At 68.8% G+C, this 14,157-nt stretch carries 14 protein-coding genes; 9 read left to right on the top strand and 5 right to left on the bottom strand.

The features are described from left to right. The first annotated feature begins 2 nt into the window (after window positions 1–2). A complete protein-coding gene (locus ABT304_RS16815) occupies window positions 3–2,528 on the top strand; it encodes a bifunctional FO biosynthesis protein CofGH (protein WP_350716780.1) in 2,526 nt (841 codons plus the stop codon). Window positions 2,529–2,539: 11 nt separating this feature from the next. Then, window positions 2,540–3,121 carry a hypothetical protein gene (locus ABT304_RS16810; protein WP_350716778.1) on the top strand — a complete coding sequence of 194 codons (582 nt, stop codon included), beginning with the start codon at window positions 2,540–2,542 and terminating at the stop codon, window positions 3,119–3,121. Window positions 3,122–3,127: 6 nt separating this feature from the next. Here ABT304_RS16810 and ABT304_RS16805 read toward each other — a convergent pair whose 3' ends face one another. Together ABT304_RS16805 and ABT304_RS16800 are read right to left on the bottom strand one after the other, a co-directional pair. Beyond that, window positions 3,128–3,529, bottom strand: a complete 402-nt coding sequence (locus tag ABT304_RS16805) for a hypothetical protein (protein ID WP_350716776.1) — start codon at window positions 3,527–3,529, stop codon at window positions 3,128–3,130. Further along, window positions 3,529–4,116, bottom strand: a complete 588-nt coding sequence (locus ABT304_RS16800; protein ID WP_350716774.1) for a nucleotidyltransferase family protein — start codon at window positions 4,114–4,116, stop codon at window positions 3,529–3,531. Before ABT304_RS16800 ends, ABT304_RS16805 begins: the two co-directional genes overlap by 1 nt. 133 nt (window positions 4,117–4,249) lie before the next feature. Here ABT304_RS16800 and ABT304_RS16795 point away from each other — a divergent pair, with 133 nt between their 5' ends. Beyond that, on the top strand, window positions 4,250–5,467 hold the full coding sequence (locus ABT304_RS16795; RefSeq protein WP_350716772.1) for a hypothetical protein: 1,218 nt from the start codon (window positions 4,250–4,252) through the stop codon (window positions 5,465–5,467). 10 nt (window positions 5,468–5,477) lie between these two features. Then, window positions 5,478–6,455: a formylglycine-generating enzyme family protein gene (locus ABT304_RS16790; RefSeq protein ID WP_350716771.1), complete on the top strand. Its 978-nt coding sequence runs from the start codon at window positions 5,478–5,480 to the stop codon at window positions 6,453–6,455. Here the strand turns inward: ABT304_RS16790 and ABT304_RS16785 are convergent. After that, on the bottom strand, window positions 6,440–7,981 hold the full coding sequence (locus ABT304_RS16785; protein ID WP_350716769.1) for a sulfatase-like hydrolase/transferase: 1,542 nt from the start codon (window positions 7,979–7,981) through the stop codon (window positions 6,440–6,442). The two genes, ABT304_RS16790 and ABT304_RS16785, sit on opposite strands and share 16 nt — an antisense overlap. A 127-nt stretch (window positions 7,982–8,108) precedes the next feature. Between ABT304_RS16785 and ABT304_RS16780 the strand changes: the two genes are divergently transcribed. Further along, on the top strand, window positions 8,109–8,567 hold the full coding sequence (locus ABT304_RS16780) for a DUF5709 domain-containing protein (protein WP_350716767.1): 459 nt from the start codon (window positions 8,109–8,111) through the stop codon (window positions 8,565–8,567). On the opposite strand, the gene ABT304_RS16775 is transcribed toward ABT304_RS16780, so the two are convergent. Further along, window positions 8,564–8,959, bottom strand: coding sequence for a VOC family protein (locus tag ABT304_RS16775; protein ID WP_350716765.1), 396 nt, complete (start codon window positions 8,957–8,959; stop codon window positions 8,564–8,566). The genes ABT304_RS16780 and ABT304_RS16775 overlap by 4 nt on opposite strands. A 68-nt stretch (window positions 8,960–9,027) precedes the next feature. Here ABT304_RS16775 and ABT304_RS16770 point away from each other — a divergent pair, with 68 nt between their 5' ends. The 3 genes from ABT304_RS16770 (at window position 9,028) to ABT304_RS16760 (ending at window position 11,454) form a co-directional block, all read left to right on the top strand. Next, complete coding sequence (locus tag ABT304_RS16770) at window positions 9,028–9,261, top strand: hypothetical protein (protein WP_350716763.1); 234 nt, start codon at window positions 9,028–9,030, stop codon at window positions 9,259–9,261. Window positions 9,262–9,509: 248 nt separating this feature from the next. Continuing rightward, window positions 9,510–10,559: an adenosine deaminase gene (locus ABT304_RS16765; RefSeq protein ID WP_350716761.1), complete on the top strand. Its 1,050-nt coding sequence runs from the start codon at window positions 9,510–9,512 to the stop codon at window positions 10,557–10,559. Window positions 10,560–10,599: 40 nt separating this feature from the next. Beyond that, window positions 10,600–11,454 carry an alpha/beta fold hydrolase gene (locus ABT304_RS16760; protein WP_350716759.1) on the top strand — a complete coding sequence of 285 codons (855 nt, stop codon included), beginning with the start codon at window positions 10,600–10,602 and terminating at the stop codon, window positions 11,452–11,454. A 43-nt stretch (window positions 11,455–11,497) separates the two neighbouring features. Here the strand turns inward: ABT304_RS16760 and ABT304_RS16755 are convergent, their stop codons facing one another. Continuing rightward, window positions 11,498–11,950 carry a MarR family winged helix-turn-helix transcriptional regulator gene (locus ABT304_RS16755; RefSeq protein ID WP_350716757.1) on the bottom strand — a complete coding sequence of 151 codons (453 nt, stop codon included), beginning with the start codon at window positions 11,948–11,950 and terminating at the stop codon, window positions 11,498–11,500. Between the two features lie 94 nt (window positions 11,951–12,044). On the opposite strand from ABT304_RS16755, the gene ABT304_RS16750 reads away from it, so the two are divergent. Continuing rightward, the gene (locus ABT304_RS16750; RefSeq protein ID WP_350716753.1) at window positions 12,045–14,156 is read left to right on the top strand and encodes an MMPL family transporter; all 2,112 of its coding nucleotides are present in this window, start codon (window positions 12,045–12,047) and stop codon (window positions 14,154–14,156) included. The last annotated feature ends 1 nt before the right edge of the window (window position 14,157 follow it).

Below are 14,157 nucleotides of genomic sequence, written 5' to 3'. Positions count from 1 at the left end.
TGATGAGCGAGCAGCCGACACCTCAGCAGATCCGCCGGGCGCTGGCCCGGGCCGAACGCGGCGCAGCCCTCGACGTGGCGGAGGCTTCGGCACTCCTCGCGGCCAGGGGCGATGACCTCGAACGACTGACCGCCGCCGCAGCGAAGGTACGCGACGCCGGGCTGGTCGCGGCCGGGCGACCCGAGACGGTGACGTACTCCCCCAAGGTCTTCATCCCGGTCACCAAGCTGTGCCGGGACCGATGTCACTACTGCACGTTCGTGGAGACGCCGGGGCAGGCCGAGCGCGAGGGCCGCGAGCCCTATCTGAGCCCCGACGAGATCCTGGAGATCGCCGCCGAGGGCGCGAAGCTCGGCTGCCTGGAGGCGCTGTTCACTCTCGGGGACCGGCCCGAGGACCGGTGGCCCGAAGCCCGCGAGTGGCTCGAGTCCCGTGGCTATGAGTCGACCCTCGACTACGTGCGCGCGATGGCGATCCGGGTGCTCGAAGAGACCGGGCTGCTCCCCCACCTCAACCCCGGGGTGATGTCGTGGGAGGAGATGAACCGGCTCAAGCCCGTCTCCCCCTCGATGGGGATGATGCTCGAGACCACGTCGCGGAGGCTGTTCGAGACCAAGGGTGAGGCCCACTACGGCTCGCCCGACAAGGACCCGGCGGTGCGTCTGCGGGTGCTCGAGGACGCGGGTCGGCTCTCGATCCCGTTCACCTCGGGGCTGCTGGTCGGCATCGGCGAGAACCTCACCGAGCGCGCGGAGACGATCTTCGCGCTGCGGAAGGTGCACAAGGCGTACGCCGGGCTGCAGGAGATCATCGTGCAGAACTTCCGGGCCAAGCCGGCGACCGCGATGCGCCATGTCGACGACCTGGGACTGGACGAGTATCTGGCCGCGATCGCGGTCACCCGGATCGTCCTCGGACCGAAGGCCCGGGTCCAGGCGCCACCCAACCTGGTCGACCTCGATGAGTGCCGGGCGCTGCTCGGTGCCGGGATCGACGACTGGGGCGGCGTCTCCCCGCTGACGCCGGACCACGTCAACCCCGAGCGCCCCTGGCCCTCGCTGGACGCGCTGCGCCAAGTCAGCGCCGAGGCCGGATTCCAGCTGCGGCCGCGGCTGACCGTCCACCCGGAGTACGTCAACGGCACCCTGCGCGACGGCCAGGCCTGGATCGACCCACGCGTCCTCTCCCACGTCGAGGCCCTCGCCGACGAGGACGGGCTGGCCCGCGACGGCATCCGGCCCGAGGGCCGCCCGTGGCAGGAGCCCGACGGCGGCTTCACCGCGGCAGGCCGGGTCGACCTGCACGCCTCCGTCGACACAACCGGCCGCACCAACGACCGCAGGGACGACTTCGAGACCGTCTACGGCGACTGGGACGCCGTTCGAGAGGCAGCCACCGCGACCGGTGCGCCTGCGGTACTCCACGCCGAGGGACACGAGGCTCTCGCCGCCGCTGAGAAGGACCCCGGCAACCTCTCCGACGAGCACGCACTGACCCTGATGACCGCCGAGGGTGACCTGCTCCGTCAGGTCACCCGGCTCGCCGACGACCTGCGCCGGCAGGTCAACGGCGACACCGTGACGTACGTCGTCAACCGCAACATCAACTTCACCAACGTCTGCTACGTCGGTTGCCGGTTCTGCGCCTTCGCCCAGCGCAAGACCGACGCGGATGCGTACTCCCTGGATCTGGACCAGGTCGCCGACCGTGCCGAGGAGGCGTGGAACCTCGGCGCCACCGAGGTGTGCATGCAGGGCGGGATCGACCCCGAGCTCCCCTCGACGGCGTACTTCGACCTCGTCCAGGCCGTCAAGCAGCGGGTGCCCGAGATGCACGTGCACGCCTTCTCCCCGATGGAGATCGTCAACGGCACCTCCCGCACCGGACTCTCCATCGAGGACTTCCTGATCAAGGTCCGCGAGGCCGGGCTGGGCTCGCTGCCCGGCACCGCCGCGGAGATCCTCGACGACGAGGTCCGCTGGGTGCTGACCAAGGGCAAGCTGCCCGCGAAGACCTGGATCGAGATCGTCTCCACCGCCCACCGCGTCGGCATCCCGACGACCTCGACGATGATGTACGGCCACGTCGACAACCCGCGCCACTGGGTCGGCCACCTCCGCGTCCTCGCCGGTATCCAGGACCAGGCCCGCGAGCACGGCAACGCCGGATTCACCGAGTTCGTACCCCTCCCCTTCGTGCACACCAGCGCACCGATCTACCTCGCCGGCGCAGCCCGCCCCGGCCCGACCATGCGCGACAACCTCGCCGTCCACGCGCTCGCGCGGATCATGCTCCACGGCCGCATCGACAACATCCAGACGAGCTGGGTCAAGCTCGGCATCGACGGCACCAGAGCCATGCTCCAGGCCGGCGCCAACGACCTCGGCGGCACCCTGATGGAGGAGACCATCTCCCGGATGGCCGGCTCCGAGCACGGCTCGGCCAAGACCGTCGCCGAGCTCCAAGAGATCGGCCACGGTATCGGCCGGGACGTACGCGAACGGACGACGCTGTACGGGACGCGATGAACCTGCGGCGAGTGGAGCGACGACTCGTCGCGCCGTTCTACCTGAAGATGATGGGTTCGAACGCGACCTGGCTGGACAAGAGGACATACCGAAAGCTGGTCCGCGCCGGACGGAAGGCGACGCCCACGCAAGTGAGGGCGCTTCTGCGGGGCGGCTCGCTGACGGTCGATGCGTGGTACGAGGCTGCAGCTGAGTCGCCAGATCGCGCCGCCCTGCTGACCCATGTCACCGGCGTCGCTCCAGGTCATCTCCCCTGGCGGCCAGTCGTGATGGGCGCCTGGCTCAGCCTCGCATGCGACCCCGACGAGATCACCGACGACGTCCTCTTCTCGCTTGCTCGTTGCGACGGTGACCTGACAGCCGCTCCCCTGTGCACGGCAGCTGTCCTGACCGCAGGCGACGCGGCAGTCGAGACTCTCAGATCGAACCGCCTTCGAGCGGACGAGTACGAGGAAGACGCGACGATGTTCCTCGACGCTGCGCTGGAACACCTCGGAGAGGTTCCGGTGAACCCGCCCGTCGAGGGGATGAGGGAGCACTTCCAACAGCTCGTCGAGTTCGGCGTACGCCTACGACACGACCTCGTGCGATAGACGCGGTCAGCGACCGAGGCGAACGATCGAGGTGGCGAGGTCGACGAGCATGCGCGCTCGACGCACCAGAGTCTCAGCTTTTGCCGCGGTGACGAGCTCGACTCCGTACTCGACGTCACCTTTCGTGGATATGAGCTCGCGCAGCGCTCGCTCGGCAGGCTTTCCTTCGGCGCGGGTTCCGAGCGCCTCGGAGAGCTCTTTGGCCGCTCGCGCGTGATCCTTGGCTTTGCCGGTCGCGCCGGTCAGCGACGTGACAATCGCATCCTTGGCACTAATGCCGGCGTGGATGGCGTCACCGGCGGCGGGCGTGTAGCGCTCCAGGTCAAGGTTGTCCTCGGCCGACTCGACGTACTCCTCTGCCTTCTGCAGGAACGCCTTGGCGTAGTTCCTCTGCTCGGCGGTGACCATCAGGCAGACCTCTTGCGACGGCGGGGCTTGCGACCAATGAGAGCGACGCCGTCCCTGAGGATTTCGGAGACGACCGGTTCACCTCTGTCGACAGCTTCCGAGAATGATGTGGGCGTGAACACCAGGATGTCGCTCTCGTTGCCTATTCCTGCTCGGATCGCCTCCCGCAGGTCTGCGCGCCGGTCCCAGGGTTCGGTCGCGATCACCGCGAGGTCGATGTCGCTGTCATCGTTCGCCTCGCCTCGAGCGACTGATCCGAAGAGGATCACAGACTCAACGCTGCCGCCGACGATCTGGGTGACGATCGCCGTCAATGCCGAGAGCGGGTCGAGCAGCGCACGAAGCGGGCCGACCGCGACGTGGGTCTCCTCGACCCGATAGACGTACGCTCGGCCAACGGGGCGCGACTCGATGACTCCAAGGCGTTCCCAAGCCTTGAGGGCATCCTGAACCGACCCGAGGCTGTAGCGGCCAACCAGGCCGTGCACCTGCCGGCCTGTCAGCTCTCGCCCTGTGCGAAGGAGGGCGGCCAGCACTGCACCCCTGGCACCGGGGATGACACCCCCAAAGGGGTCACTGAGGTTCATATGATCAAAATATCGGTCACATGAACATATTTCCAGTCACTACTCGCCCCTCAGGTCTCGATCGGGAGTGGCAGGGGGTATCTGAAGGGACTACCCTCTACGATCCTCGCTGAACTGTTCTCGAGGGAGTGAGATGTCCGACCCCACCGGCAGCACCGCTCAACAACAACCGAAACCCACCGAGCTCGCCAACGCGGCAGCTGAGGAGGCCCGTAGGCGTCGGCTCGGGCTGCCCCCGCTACCACGGCGGCGGCGTGACCGGAGCCGCCCAGTACGCCTGGCGCTGCGCTGGCTCGTGAGCGTCGGCGTACTCGTCGCGGTGGCTTTCCTCGGCACCTCGGCGTGGGCCTACTTCACCGGTGAGATCGGTCCGCTGCGCGGCGACGAGAAGGACGTCGCGCGCACGCTCGCCCTGGCCGGCGACACCCCGGCCTGGGCCGACCCCGAGCAGATCCGCTGCGCCGCGGAGACCATGGTCAAGGACACGGGCAGTGCCGGGCTCGCCGATGCCGGAGTGGTCACCAAGGCCGGCAGCGGGTTCAGCTATGCCGGGGAGTGGCCATCAGCGCTGGGATCGCAGTGGTACGCGGAGCTGCTCGACTGCGCCGACGGTGGCGCCAACAGCTGGAGCAGGCAGGTCGCGGACGCCTGGACGCTCGATGACCCCCGATGCCTGCGGGAGGTCGGGCGACCGGCGATCGCCGGGGTCCTGGCCGTCACCAACCTGCGGCTCACCGACGAGGACCTCGCCGCCAAGAACGTCGACGCGATCACCCACCTCGACAGCTGCTACGCCCGCACACCCGAGGCGCCCGTCGCTGCTGCCGCCGCGGGCTACCGCGAGGTCACGCTGAAGGTCACCGCCCCACCGGTCACCTCCGGCATCGCCTCCATCGACGACGGCGCCACGCAGCCGACCGCCGGGGAGGACCCGGAGCTCACCTACACGCTGCCCGTCGCCAAGGGCGGCACCGAGGCCTGCGTGCAGGCGACCACCAAGGTGACGTACGCCTGGGGCACGGTCCGCGCCGGCGAGCCGGCCAAGCTCTGCGGCAAGGCGGCCGCGGCCCGGATGGAGTGGCACACGGTCGAGCGTTCCTGTCCGAAGGGCAAGCCGAAGTGCACCTACATGGCCGCCTACGTCGAGGGGCTGGCGGACAACCAGACGATGACGGTCACCTACCGGCCGACGGGTGACTTCAAGTGCGCCGGCAAGAAGCCGACCTGCACGGTCAAGATCAAGGCGGACGCCAACGGAAAGGCCCGTACGCCCGGCCTCATGGTCACCGGCAAGAAGGGGAAGGTCGTGGCGAGCGCAGGCAGTCTGAAGGCGACGTACGCCGGCTCGTAGGCTTGTGGGCGTGCCTTCCGACCTCACCTTCGGCGCGACCCGTGGGCCCAGCCCCGACCCGGCCCAGCGCCCGCCGGCGCTGCCCCGCAAGCGCCGCCGGACCCTTGTCGACGTCCCCGGTGGGACGTACGCCGCCGGGGACTCGTTCGGCGAGGGCTACCGGGCCGACGGCGAAGGTCCGGTGCACCCGGTCGACCTGCCCGGCTTCCGGCTGGACGCGACCGCGGTCACCAACGAGGAGTTCGCCCGGTTCGTGAAGGCGACGGGCCACGTCACCACGGCCGAGCGAGAGGGCTTCTCTGCCGTCTTCCACCTGGCCTTCGAGGGCTCGCCCCGCGACATCCTGGGCCGCTCTCCCGAGGCACCCTGGTGGCTCGGCGTACGCGCCGCCTCCTGGCGGGCCCCGGAGGGCCCCGGCTCGAACGTCGGCCGCCGCGGCAACCACCCGGTCGTGCACGTCTCCCACGACGACGCGCTGGCCTACTGCGACTGGGCCGGGACCAGGCTGCCGACCGAGGCCGAGTGGGAGTACGCCGCCCGCGGCGGTCTCGCCGGCTCCCGGTTCCCGTGGGGCGACGAGCTGGAGCAGGACGGCGCCCACCACGCCAATGTCTGGCAGGGAGTCTTCCCCGACAGCAACACTGCCGACGACGGGTTCGTCACGACCGCGCCGGTACGGACGTACGAACCCAACGGCTTCGGGCTGTTCCAGATGATCGGCAACGTCTGGGAGTGGTGCGCGGACTGGTTCTCGCCGACCTACTACGCCGACCTCGTCGGCTCTCCCGATTCCGGGGGCTCCTCATCCGACCCGCGGGGCCCGGCCGAGGGCCTGACCCGGGTCATGCGCGGCGGCTCCTACCTGTGCCACGACTCCTACTGCCACCGCTACCGGCTCTCGGCGCGCTCCAGCAGCCCGCCCGACTCGACCGCGGGCAACCTGGGGTTCCGCTGCGCGGCCGACCTGGACGATCAGTCGGCGGGGTAGAACTCCTTCGGGCAGGTGGCACCGGCACAGTCGGCGTACTTCTCGCTCAGCCCACGCAGCTCGGCCAGCTCGTCGGCGTACTCGGGGAGCAGCGCGAGCGAGCGGATCTGGTAGGGGTCGTCGGCGAGGTTGTAGAGCTCTTCGCTGCCGTCGGAGAAGCGGGCGTAGGTCCAGTCGCCGAAGCGGATCCCCGAGTAGATCTGCTTGTAACCGTCGTTGACCCGCCAGGCGGAGAGCGGGATCACCCGGTCCTGCGCGGGGGCGTCGAGCCACGGCATGATGTTGACGCCGTCCTGGGTCCGCCCCGGCTCGGCACCGGCGACCGCCATGATCGTGGTGGCGATGTCGGGGTTGCCGACGCCGGTGGCCAGGGTCCGGCCGGCCGGGATGCCCGGGCCGCGCAGGATCACCGGGATCCGCTGCGTCTCGCGGTAGTGCATCAGCTTGCCGTTGATGTTGTGGCCGCCGGTGGTGTAGCCGTTGTCCGAGGAGAAGATGATGATCGTGTTGTCGAGCTGACCGGTCTCCTGCAGACGCAGTACGTGGCTGGCGACCGCGCGGTCGAGCGACTGGACGGCCTCCACCCGCTGCTCGTGCGCGATCCGCAGCTCGGCGCGGCCCTGCGCGTCGAAGTACTTGCGTGAGGCCGAGATCCGCGGCGCATCGGTCGGGGTGCGGAACATGTAGGGAGTGTCCGGCAGCTCGAGTCCGTCGAAGGAGTGCTTGTCCTCCTCCGCCGGCCTGGTCGTGCTGGTGCCCTCCGGGTCTTCCGGCTCGTCGGGCCCGCCGTGGTGCGGTGCCACGTAGTTGAGCCACATGTACCACGGCTTGTCGGCGCGCTCCGGCGCCGAGATCATCTCGTTGGCCTGGTCCCGCATGACGTACGTCGTGTAGCGGTTGTAGGTCGTGAGCTTGCCGTTGTGGTTGATCCGCGGCCGGATGAAGTTGTAGGTCGACATATCGGTCGTCGCCCGCCAGTCGGTCCACCCGGGCGGCACGTCCTTCGCCGTTCCGTTGAGGCCGTAGCCGTTGAGGTACTTGCCGGCGAAGAGGGTGTCGTAGCCGGCGTCCTGCAGCGCCTCGGGCAGCGTGCCGGTGTGGTCCATCGACTCGTAGCCACCTCGTTCGCCGTTGATCGTGACGGTGTGGTGGTTCTGGCTGTACTGCCCGGTCAGCAGGGACGCACGGGCCGGCACGCAGATCGGCGTCGGAGCGATCGCCTCGGTCAGCGAGGTGCCCTGCTCGGCCAGGAGATGGCGAGTGTGGGGCATGAACTCGAGATCCTCGTAGGCGAGGTCGTCCGCCGTGATCATGAGGATGTTGGGCTGGGTGGAGTAGGGCGCCCAGTCGGGCGTCGATGTCGGCGTCGAGGGCACCACACCCTCGTTGTCGCGCGCGAAGGCGTTCCCGGCCAGAGACCCCAACGACCCCAGCGGACCGGCCGACTCAGGCATCGCGCCGAGTGCGATCGAGGCGCCGGCGAGCACGGCAACGGCCGCCACCGCCAATCGGGCGCGAGGCGCCATCTGGTCTGCTCCCTTGGTCGATCCCCGCGTCGTATATTTCCGTCCGGTTCCACTCCATACCGGACCGGGTTAACGTTACCGAAGGGGGCCGTCATGACCCCAATGCCCGGCCGATCAGGAGACTCAAGTGAGCGAATCGCGCGAGAACTACGGCGACTACAGTGTCGACGACGAGGACCAGATCACCGGGGAGGACGCGCTCTCCGGGGAGGTTCTCGAAGGTGAGGTGCGCGACGAGCTCGACCACGGCATCGTCACCGCCGACCACTACTCCACCGACTACGGCAACACGCCCTGGGAGGAGGAGCACCGGGAGTGCATCGACCAGCGGGTCCACCAGGAGGTGCCGGAGCCGGATCCGTACGCGGTCGAGTACGACGATGCCGAGGAGAGCGACGACCCCGACGGCCGCGAGGTCGGCAACCAGCGAGCGGGCCGACTGGTCGACCCCGACCGCGGCGAGGGCGAGGACGCGGAGTCCGAGCTCTACGGGATCGACGCCGGCATCGACGGCGCCGGCGCCTCCGCGGAGGAGGCCGCCATCCACATCATCGACGACAGCGACGACGGGGACGACTACCGCTAGGCGGTGAGGTCGTCGATCTCCAGCACGATCTCGACCTCGAACCCCTCAGAGCTCTCCAGGTAGAGCGCCGTGTGCTCGTCGCCGCCTGCGTGCGGGTAGCGGTCGGCGTACATCTCGTGCCAGCCATGCTCGGTCGACGCAGCCCGGATCCTGTCGAGCTGGTCTCGGTCGTCGATCATGAACGCGATGTGGTTGACGCCGGGCCGAAGCCGGTCCTGCGTGCCGTGCTGGTCCTTGGAGTGCTCCATGAAGACGTACGTCCCGTCCGGCGCCTCCCAGAAGTGGCCCTGAGTGCCGGCCTCCCAGCCGAGCTCGCCGAAGAGCCAGCCCCACTCCCCCGAGGCAGTCTCGAAGTCGTCGACCCAGAGGTCCCAGTGGTGGATCGCCCGCATGCCATCACCCTAGCCTCGATCTGGTCCGATCTAACTGGGAGCGAGAGGTAGGGCTGAAAATAATGGGCATGCTCGTTGAGGGGCAAAAGATCTTCGAGGACGATCAGTCCATCATGTACGCGTTCGAGTGGCCCGGAGCCGAGCGTTCTGGCGAGGTGAAAATGGCCAAGTCAGAGGTACAGGCGCGCCTTTCTGCCGCTGACTCCGACCTCGACCCAGCTGCTGCGAAGATCCTCATAAAGGCGTACAAGGAGGCCAGAGCCACAGGGTTATGGCCAGACAAGGTCATCTACGCTGCTTAGGTGCGATGACCTACATCGGCTGTGGCATGACCCGCACTCGATGACCGCGCCGCTCAAGGGGTGCGGCGCGTAGCCGACTTCGATCCACCGGACGAACGAAAATTCGTTCGCGCGGCTCCGAACGCAACGCTGTCCGGCGAACGAATTTTCGTTCGCCCGGGCAACGCCCCTCCGATGCACGCTGAGTTCGGGCCATGCGAGCGGAAACGGAGTCGCGGGAGGGCGAACCCGCGTGTGAGGATCGGGGCGTGAGTGACCTGAAGACCTTCATCGCCGGGCTGCCCAAGGCTGAGCTCCATGTCCACCACGTCGGGTCGGCTTCGCCGCGGATCGTCGCGGAGCTGGCGGCACGGCATCCGGGGACGGTGCCGGCGGACATCGAGCTGCTGCGGGAGTACTTCACGTTCAGCGACTTCGCGCATTTCATCGAGGTCTACCTCTCGGTTGTGGACCTGGTCAGGACACCCGAGGACATCCGCTATCTGACCTACGAGATCGCGCGCGACCTCGCGCAGACCCAGCAGGTGCGCTACGCCGAGCTGACCTGCACGCCCTACACCTCCGTACGCCCGGATCTGGCCGAGCGTCCCGCCGGGACCGGGCACACCGGGATGGCGATCGAGGCCTACACCGAGGCACTCGAGGACGCCCGGGTGGGCGCCGAGCGCGACTTCGGGATCACGCTGCGCTGGATCTACGACATCCCGGGTGAGTCGGGGATCCCGGCGGCCGATGCGACCCTGGCGTACGCCGTCGACCATGGCCCGGAGACCCTGGTCGGGTTCGGCCTCGGTGGTCCCGAGGTGGGGGTTCCCCGGCCACAGTTCGAGAGGCACTTCGACGCGGCCCGCGCCGCGGGGCTCCGCTCGCTGCCGCACGCCGGTGAGACCACCGGACCGCAGACGATCTGGGACGCCCTGACCGTGCTGAAGGCCGAGCGGATCGGCCACGGCACCTCGGCGGCCCAGGATCCGGCTCTGCTCGCCCACCTCGCCGAGCACCGGATCCCGCTCGAGGTCTGCCCGTCCTCCAACGTCGCCACCGGTGCCGTCGCGACGCTCGAGGAGCACCCGCTGAAGACGTTCGTCGATGCCGGTGTGCCGGTCACGATCAACTCGGACGACCCGCCGATGTTCGCGACCACGCTCAACCAGGAGTACGAGATCGCGACCGACCTCCTCGGCCTCGACACCGCCGGCATCGCCGATCTCGCCCGCGCCGCCGTCGACGTCTCCTACGCACCCGACGACCTCAAGGCCCGGCTGCGCGCCGAGATCGACACGTACGCCACGCCTTAAGCGCTTGACGTCGCTCGGACCCGCCCGTTTGCTGGTCGCCATGGGCGAACTGACACTGGCGGTCAACGGGATCGAGCTGTGCGTCGAGACGTTCGGGAGTCCTGCGGACCCGCCGATCCTGCTCGTCGGTGGGATGAGCGCCTCGATGGACTACTGGGAGGACGACTTCTGCCGGGCGCTGGCCGCGGGCCGGAGGTTCGTGATCCGCTACGACCACCGCGACACCGGACGCTCGACGACTTGGCCGCCGGGAGAGCCGGGCTACACCGGGCGCGACATGATCGCGGACATCCCGGCTCTCCTCGACGCCTTCGGCCTCGACAAGGCCCACATCTTCGGCATCTCGATGGGCGGGGCGATGGCCCAGTGTGCGGCGGTGCTCCATCCGGAGCGGGTCGAGACGCTGATCCTCGACGAGACCTCACCGGCCTTCGACGGCGTACCCGACCTGCCGCCCATCGGCGAGGAGCTGGCCGACTTCTTCGCGAAGGCAGCCACCACCACCGTCCCGGATCCCGATGACCACGAGGCTCTGGTGTCGATGCTCGTCGAGGACCAGCAGGCGTTCGTGCCGGAGGGCTTCGACGAGGCCAGGATGCGGGCGGTGATCGAGCGGGTCGTACGCCGCACGCCGGACATGCGGCCGAGCTTCGCCAACCACCAGGCGATGAGCGACGGCGAGCCGATCGAGGCGACCCTGGCCGACATCGCCGCCCCGACGCTGGTCATCCACGGCACCCGCGACCCGCTGTTTCCGATCGGGCATGCCGAGATCCTGGCCCGTGACATCCCCGACGCGACGCTCCTCGTCCTCGACGGCGTCGGCCACGAGCCGCCCCCGCCCTACACCTGGGACATGGTCATCCCTGCAATCCTCGACCACACGAGGCAGTAAGGACGCCGTACCGAGGTCACGACCTGCTGTCGGCCGACGCCGCCTAAAGGAGCCGCTCGACCGCCGCTATCGCCGCGGTGAGATATGCGTCGATGACCGCACGGTCTTCAGGTGACAGCCCCCGATCGAGATCGTCCAGGGCAACGAACATCGGCATCAGCTGCCCGAGGATGTCCGCGCGCCCGGAGTCGGTGACCACTACCTGGATCCGGCGGCGATCGTCCTGGTCCGGTTCACGCCGGACGTGACCGCGTGAGGCGAGTCGGTCGACGATCCCGGAGGCTGCGGCCGAACTCACGCCCAAGTGGCGGGCCAGGTCGCCCGGCCCGATCGGCGCGCGGGTGATCAGCTTCATCGCAGAGAGCTCGTGGTGATTCAGGTCGGCACGACGAGCCACCGCCGGCGCCGACTCCTGCGCGACGTCGAGCAGTCGCCGAAGCAGCTGCAACGTGGATGTGCCCATGGCCTCGGCTACCTGCTCGGGCGAGGGCTTCACCTGTGCGTCCCTTGAGTCGTCGCCTTGGATTTCTCTCACCAACTTACTAAGTTTCTTTCATACTTTCCGTTCAAGTCTACCTAGGAGGCCGCTCGTGCCGTCCCACTCCGCGCGTCGAGCACCAGCCACCCGACGGCTGTTACGACCACCCCTGGCCGCCACCGTCTCGCTGGTCGCGCTCGTTCTCTCCGGGCTCTTGATCGGCGCCGTAGGGGAAGCCGAACGCACACCGTCAGCGACCGACAATCTCCCTGACGGCTACGACTCCACCACCGTCGCAGAACTCGCTGACGAGTTCGGGGCCGACGACTCCTCACTCGCGATCGTGCTGTTCACCGCCGACGAGGGCGAGCTGCCCGCCGAGACAGTCGAGGGCGAGCTCACGGCGCTCTACGGCGAGATCGTGGCGGCCGAGAGTCCGCAGCAAGGTGACAGCGGCCGACCCGGCCAGCAGCAACCGCTTCGGATCAGCGAGGACGCCACAGCTGCCCTGGGAGTCGTGCCGATCGGCGCCGAGGGCGCGAGCGAGACCGCCGACGCGATCGAGCGGATCCGCGAACTCCTCGACGACCAGACGCCCGAAGGTGTCACCGCGCAGGTCACCGGTCCCGCTGCGGTCCAGGCCGATCTCGCCGGCGTCTTCGAGGGCGCCGACGTCACCCTGCTCGCCGCCACCGCCGTGATCGTCGCGCTGCTGCTGATCATCACCTACCGCAGCCCGTTGCTGTGGATCGTCCCGCTGTTGGTGGTCGGGCTCGCGGACCAGGTGGCCGCCGTCTCTGCGACCCATGTGCTCGCGACGTTCGGTGTCGTGTGGGACGAGTCGACCATCGGGATCCTGAGCGTTCTCGTCTTCGGCGCCGGCACCGACTACGCGCTGCTGCTGATCAGCCGCTACCGCGACGAACTGCGAGGACAGGAGGATCGATACGTCGCGATGGCCACCGCCGTGCGCGGTACGTTCGAAGCGGTGCTGGCCAGCGCCACGACGGTCACGCTCGGTCTGCTGACCCTGCTGCTGTCGGTCGTGCCGACCACCCGCGGCCTCGGACTGGCGTGCGCAGTCGGTGTCGTGATCGCGGCAACGTACGCATTGATCGTGCTGCCGTGCACTCTTGTCCTCTTCGGACGGTGGATGTTCTGGCCGCTGGTCCCGCGAGTCGGCCAGGAACCACTGGTCGATTCGCGCACTTCTGCGTGGCACCGGCTCGGTAGCGCCGTCTCCCGGCGTCCCCGCGGCTTCGCCCTGGGCGCGGTCGTCGTGGTCGCACTGCTGGGCTTCTCCGTCACCCAGATCGAGCAGGGACTGCCCACCTCCGAGCAGTTCCTCGACACGCCGGAGTCGATCAGCGCCGCCGCCCGCCTCGGCGAGTCCTTCCCCGCCGGCACCGTCGACCCCGCCACCGTCATCACCCGCAGCGAGCCCGGCGAGGTGACAACCGCGATCGAGCAGGGCGACGACGTCGTGTCTGTGCGCACCACAGGGCAGAGCGGCGACCTCACCCAGTTCGCCGTGGTGTTCGACGCCGCGAGCAACTCCGCAGCCGCCGAGGCCGCCGTCGTCGACCTTCGTGACCGGCTCGAAGGCTTCGACGACACCTGGGTGGGCGGCACCGAGGCACAGTCGGTCGACGAGCGCGACGCCGCCGAGCGCGATCGGGCGCTGCTGATTCCGCTGATCCTCGGGTTGGTCATCATCGGCCTGGTGCTGCTGCTGCGATCGATCGTCGCTCCGCTGCTGCTGGTGGCCACCGTGGTCGGCACCTTCTTTGCCGCCCTCGGCACATCGTGGTGGATCTACACCGGTGTCTTCGGGTTCTCCGCGATCGACGTGGGAGTGCCGCTGCTGGCGTTCCTGTTCCTGGTCGCCCTCGGGGTGGACTACAACATCTTCCTCGTCACCCGGGCGCTGGAAGAGTCGCGATCGCACGGACTCCGCGACGGAATGCTCCGCGGTCTCACAGCGACCGGCGGCGTGATCACCAGCGCGGGCATCCTGCTGGCGGCGGTCTTCGCCGTGCTCGGCGTGCTCCCGCTGGTGGTGCTTGCCCAACTCGGCATCGTCATCTTCGTGGGCGTGCTGCTCGACACGCTGCTCGTGCGCACCGTACTTGTGCCTGCCCTGTCGTTGTGGCTGGGCCCGGCGTTCTGGTGGCCGCGCCGATCCAGTGCGTTCACGGGCGAGCGCGAGGGGCCGGGCTCATGAA

Origin of the sequence: Nocardioides sp. NPDC000445, from assembly GCF_040300245.1 — a bacterium.
Taxonomy (GTDB): domain Bacteria; phylum Actinomycetota; class Actinomycetes; order Propionibacteriales; family Nocardioidaceae; genus Nocardioides.
The sequence above is the reverse complement of the archived record's forward strand: the minus strand, read 5'-3'. Positions and strand labels throughout refer to the sequence as shown.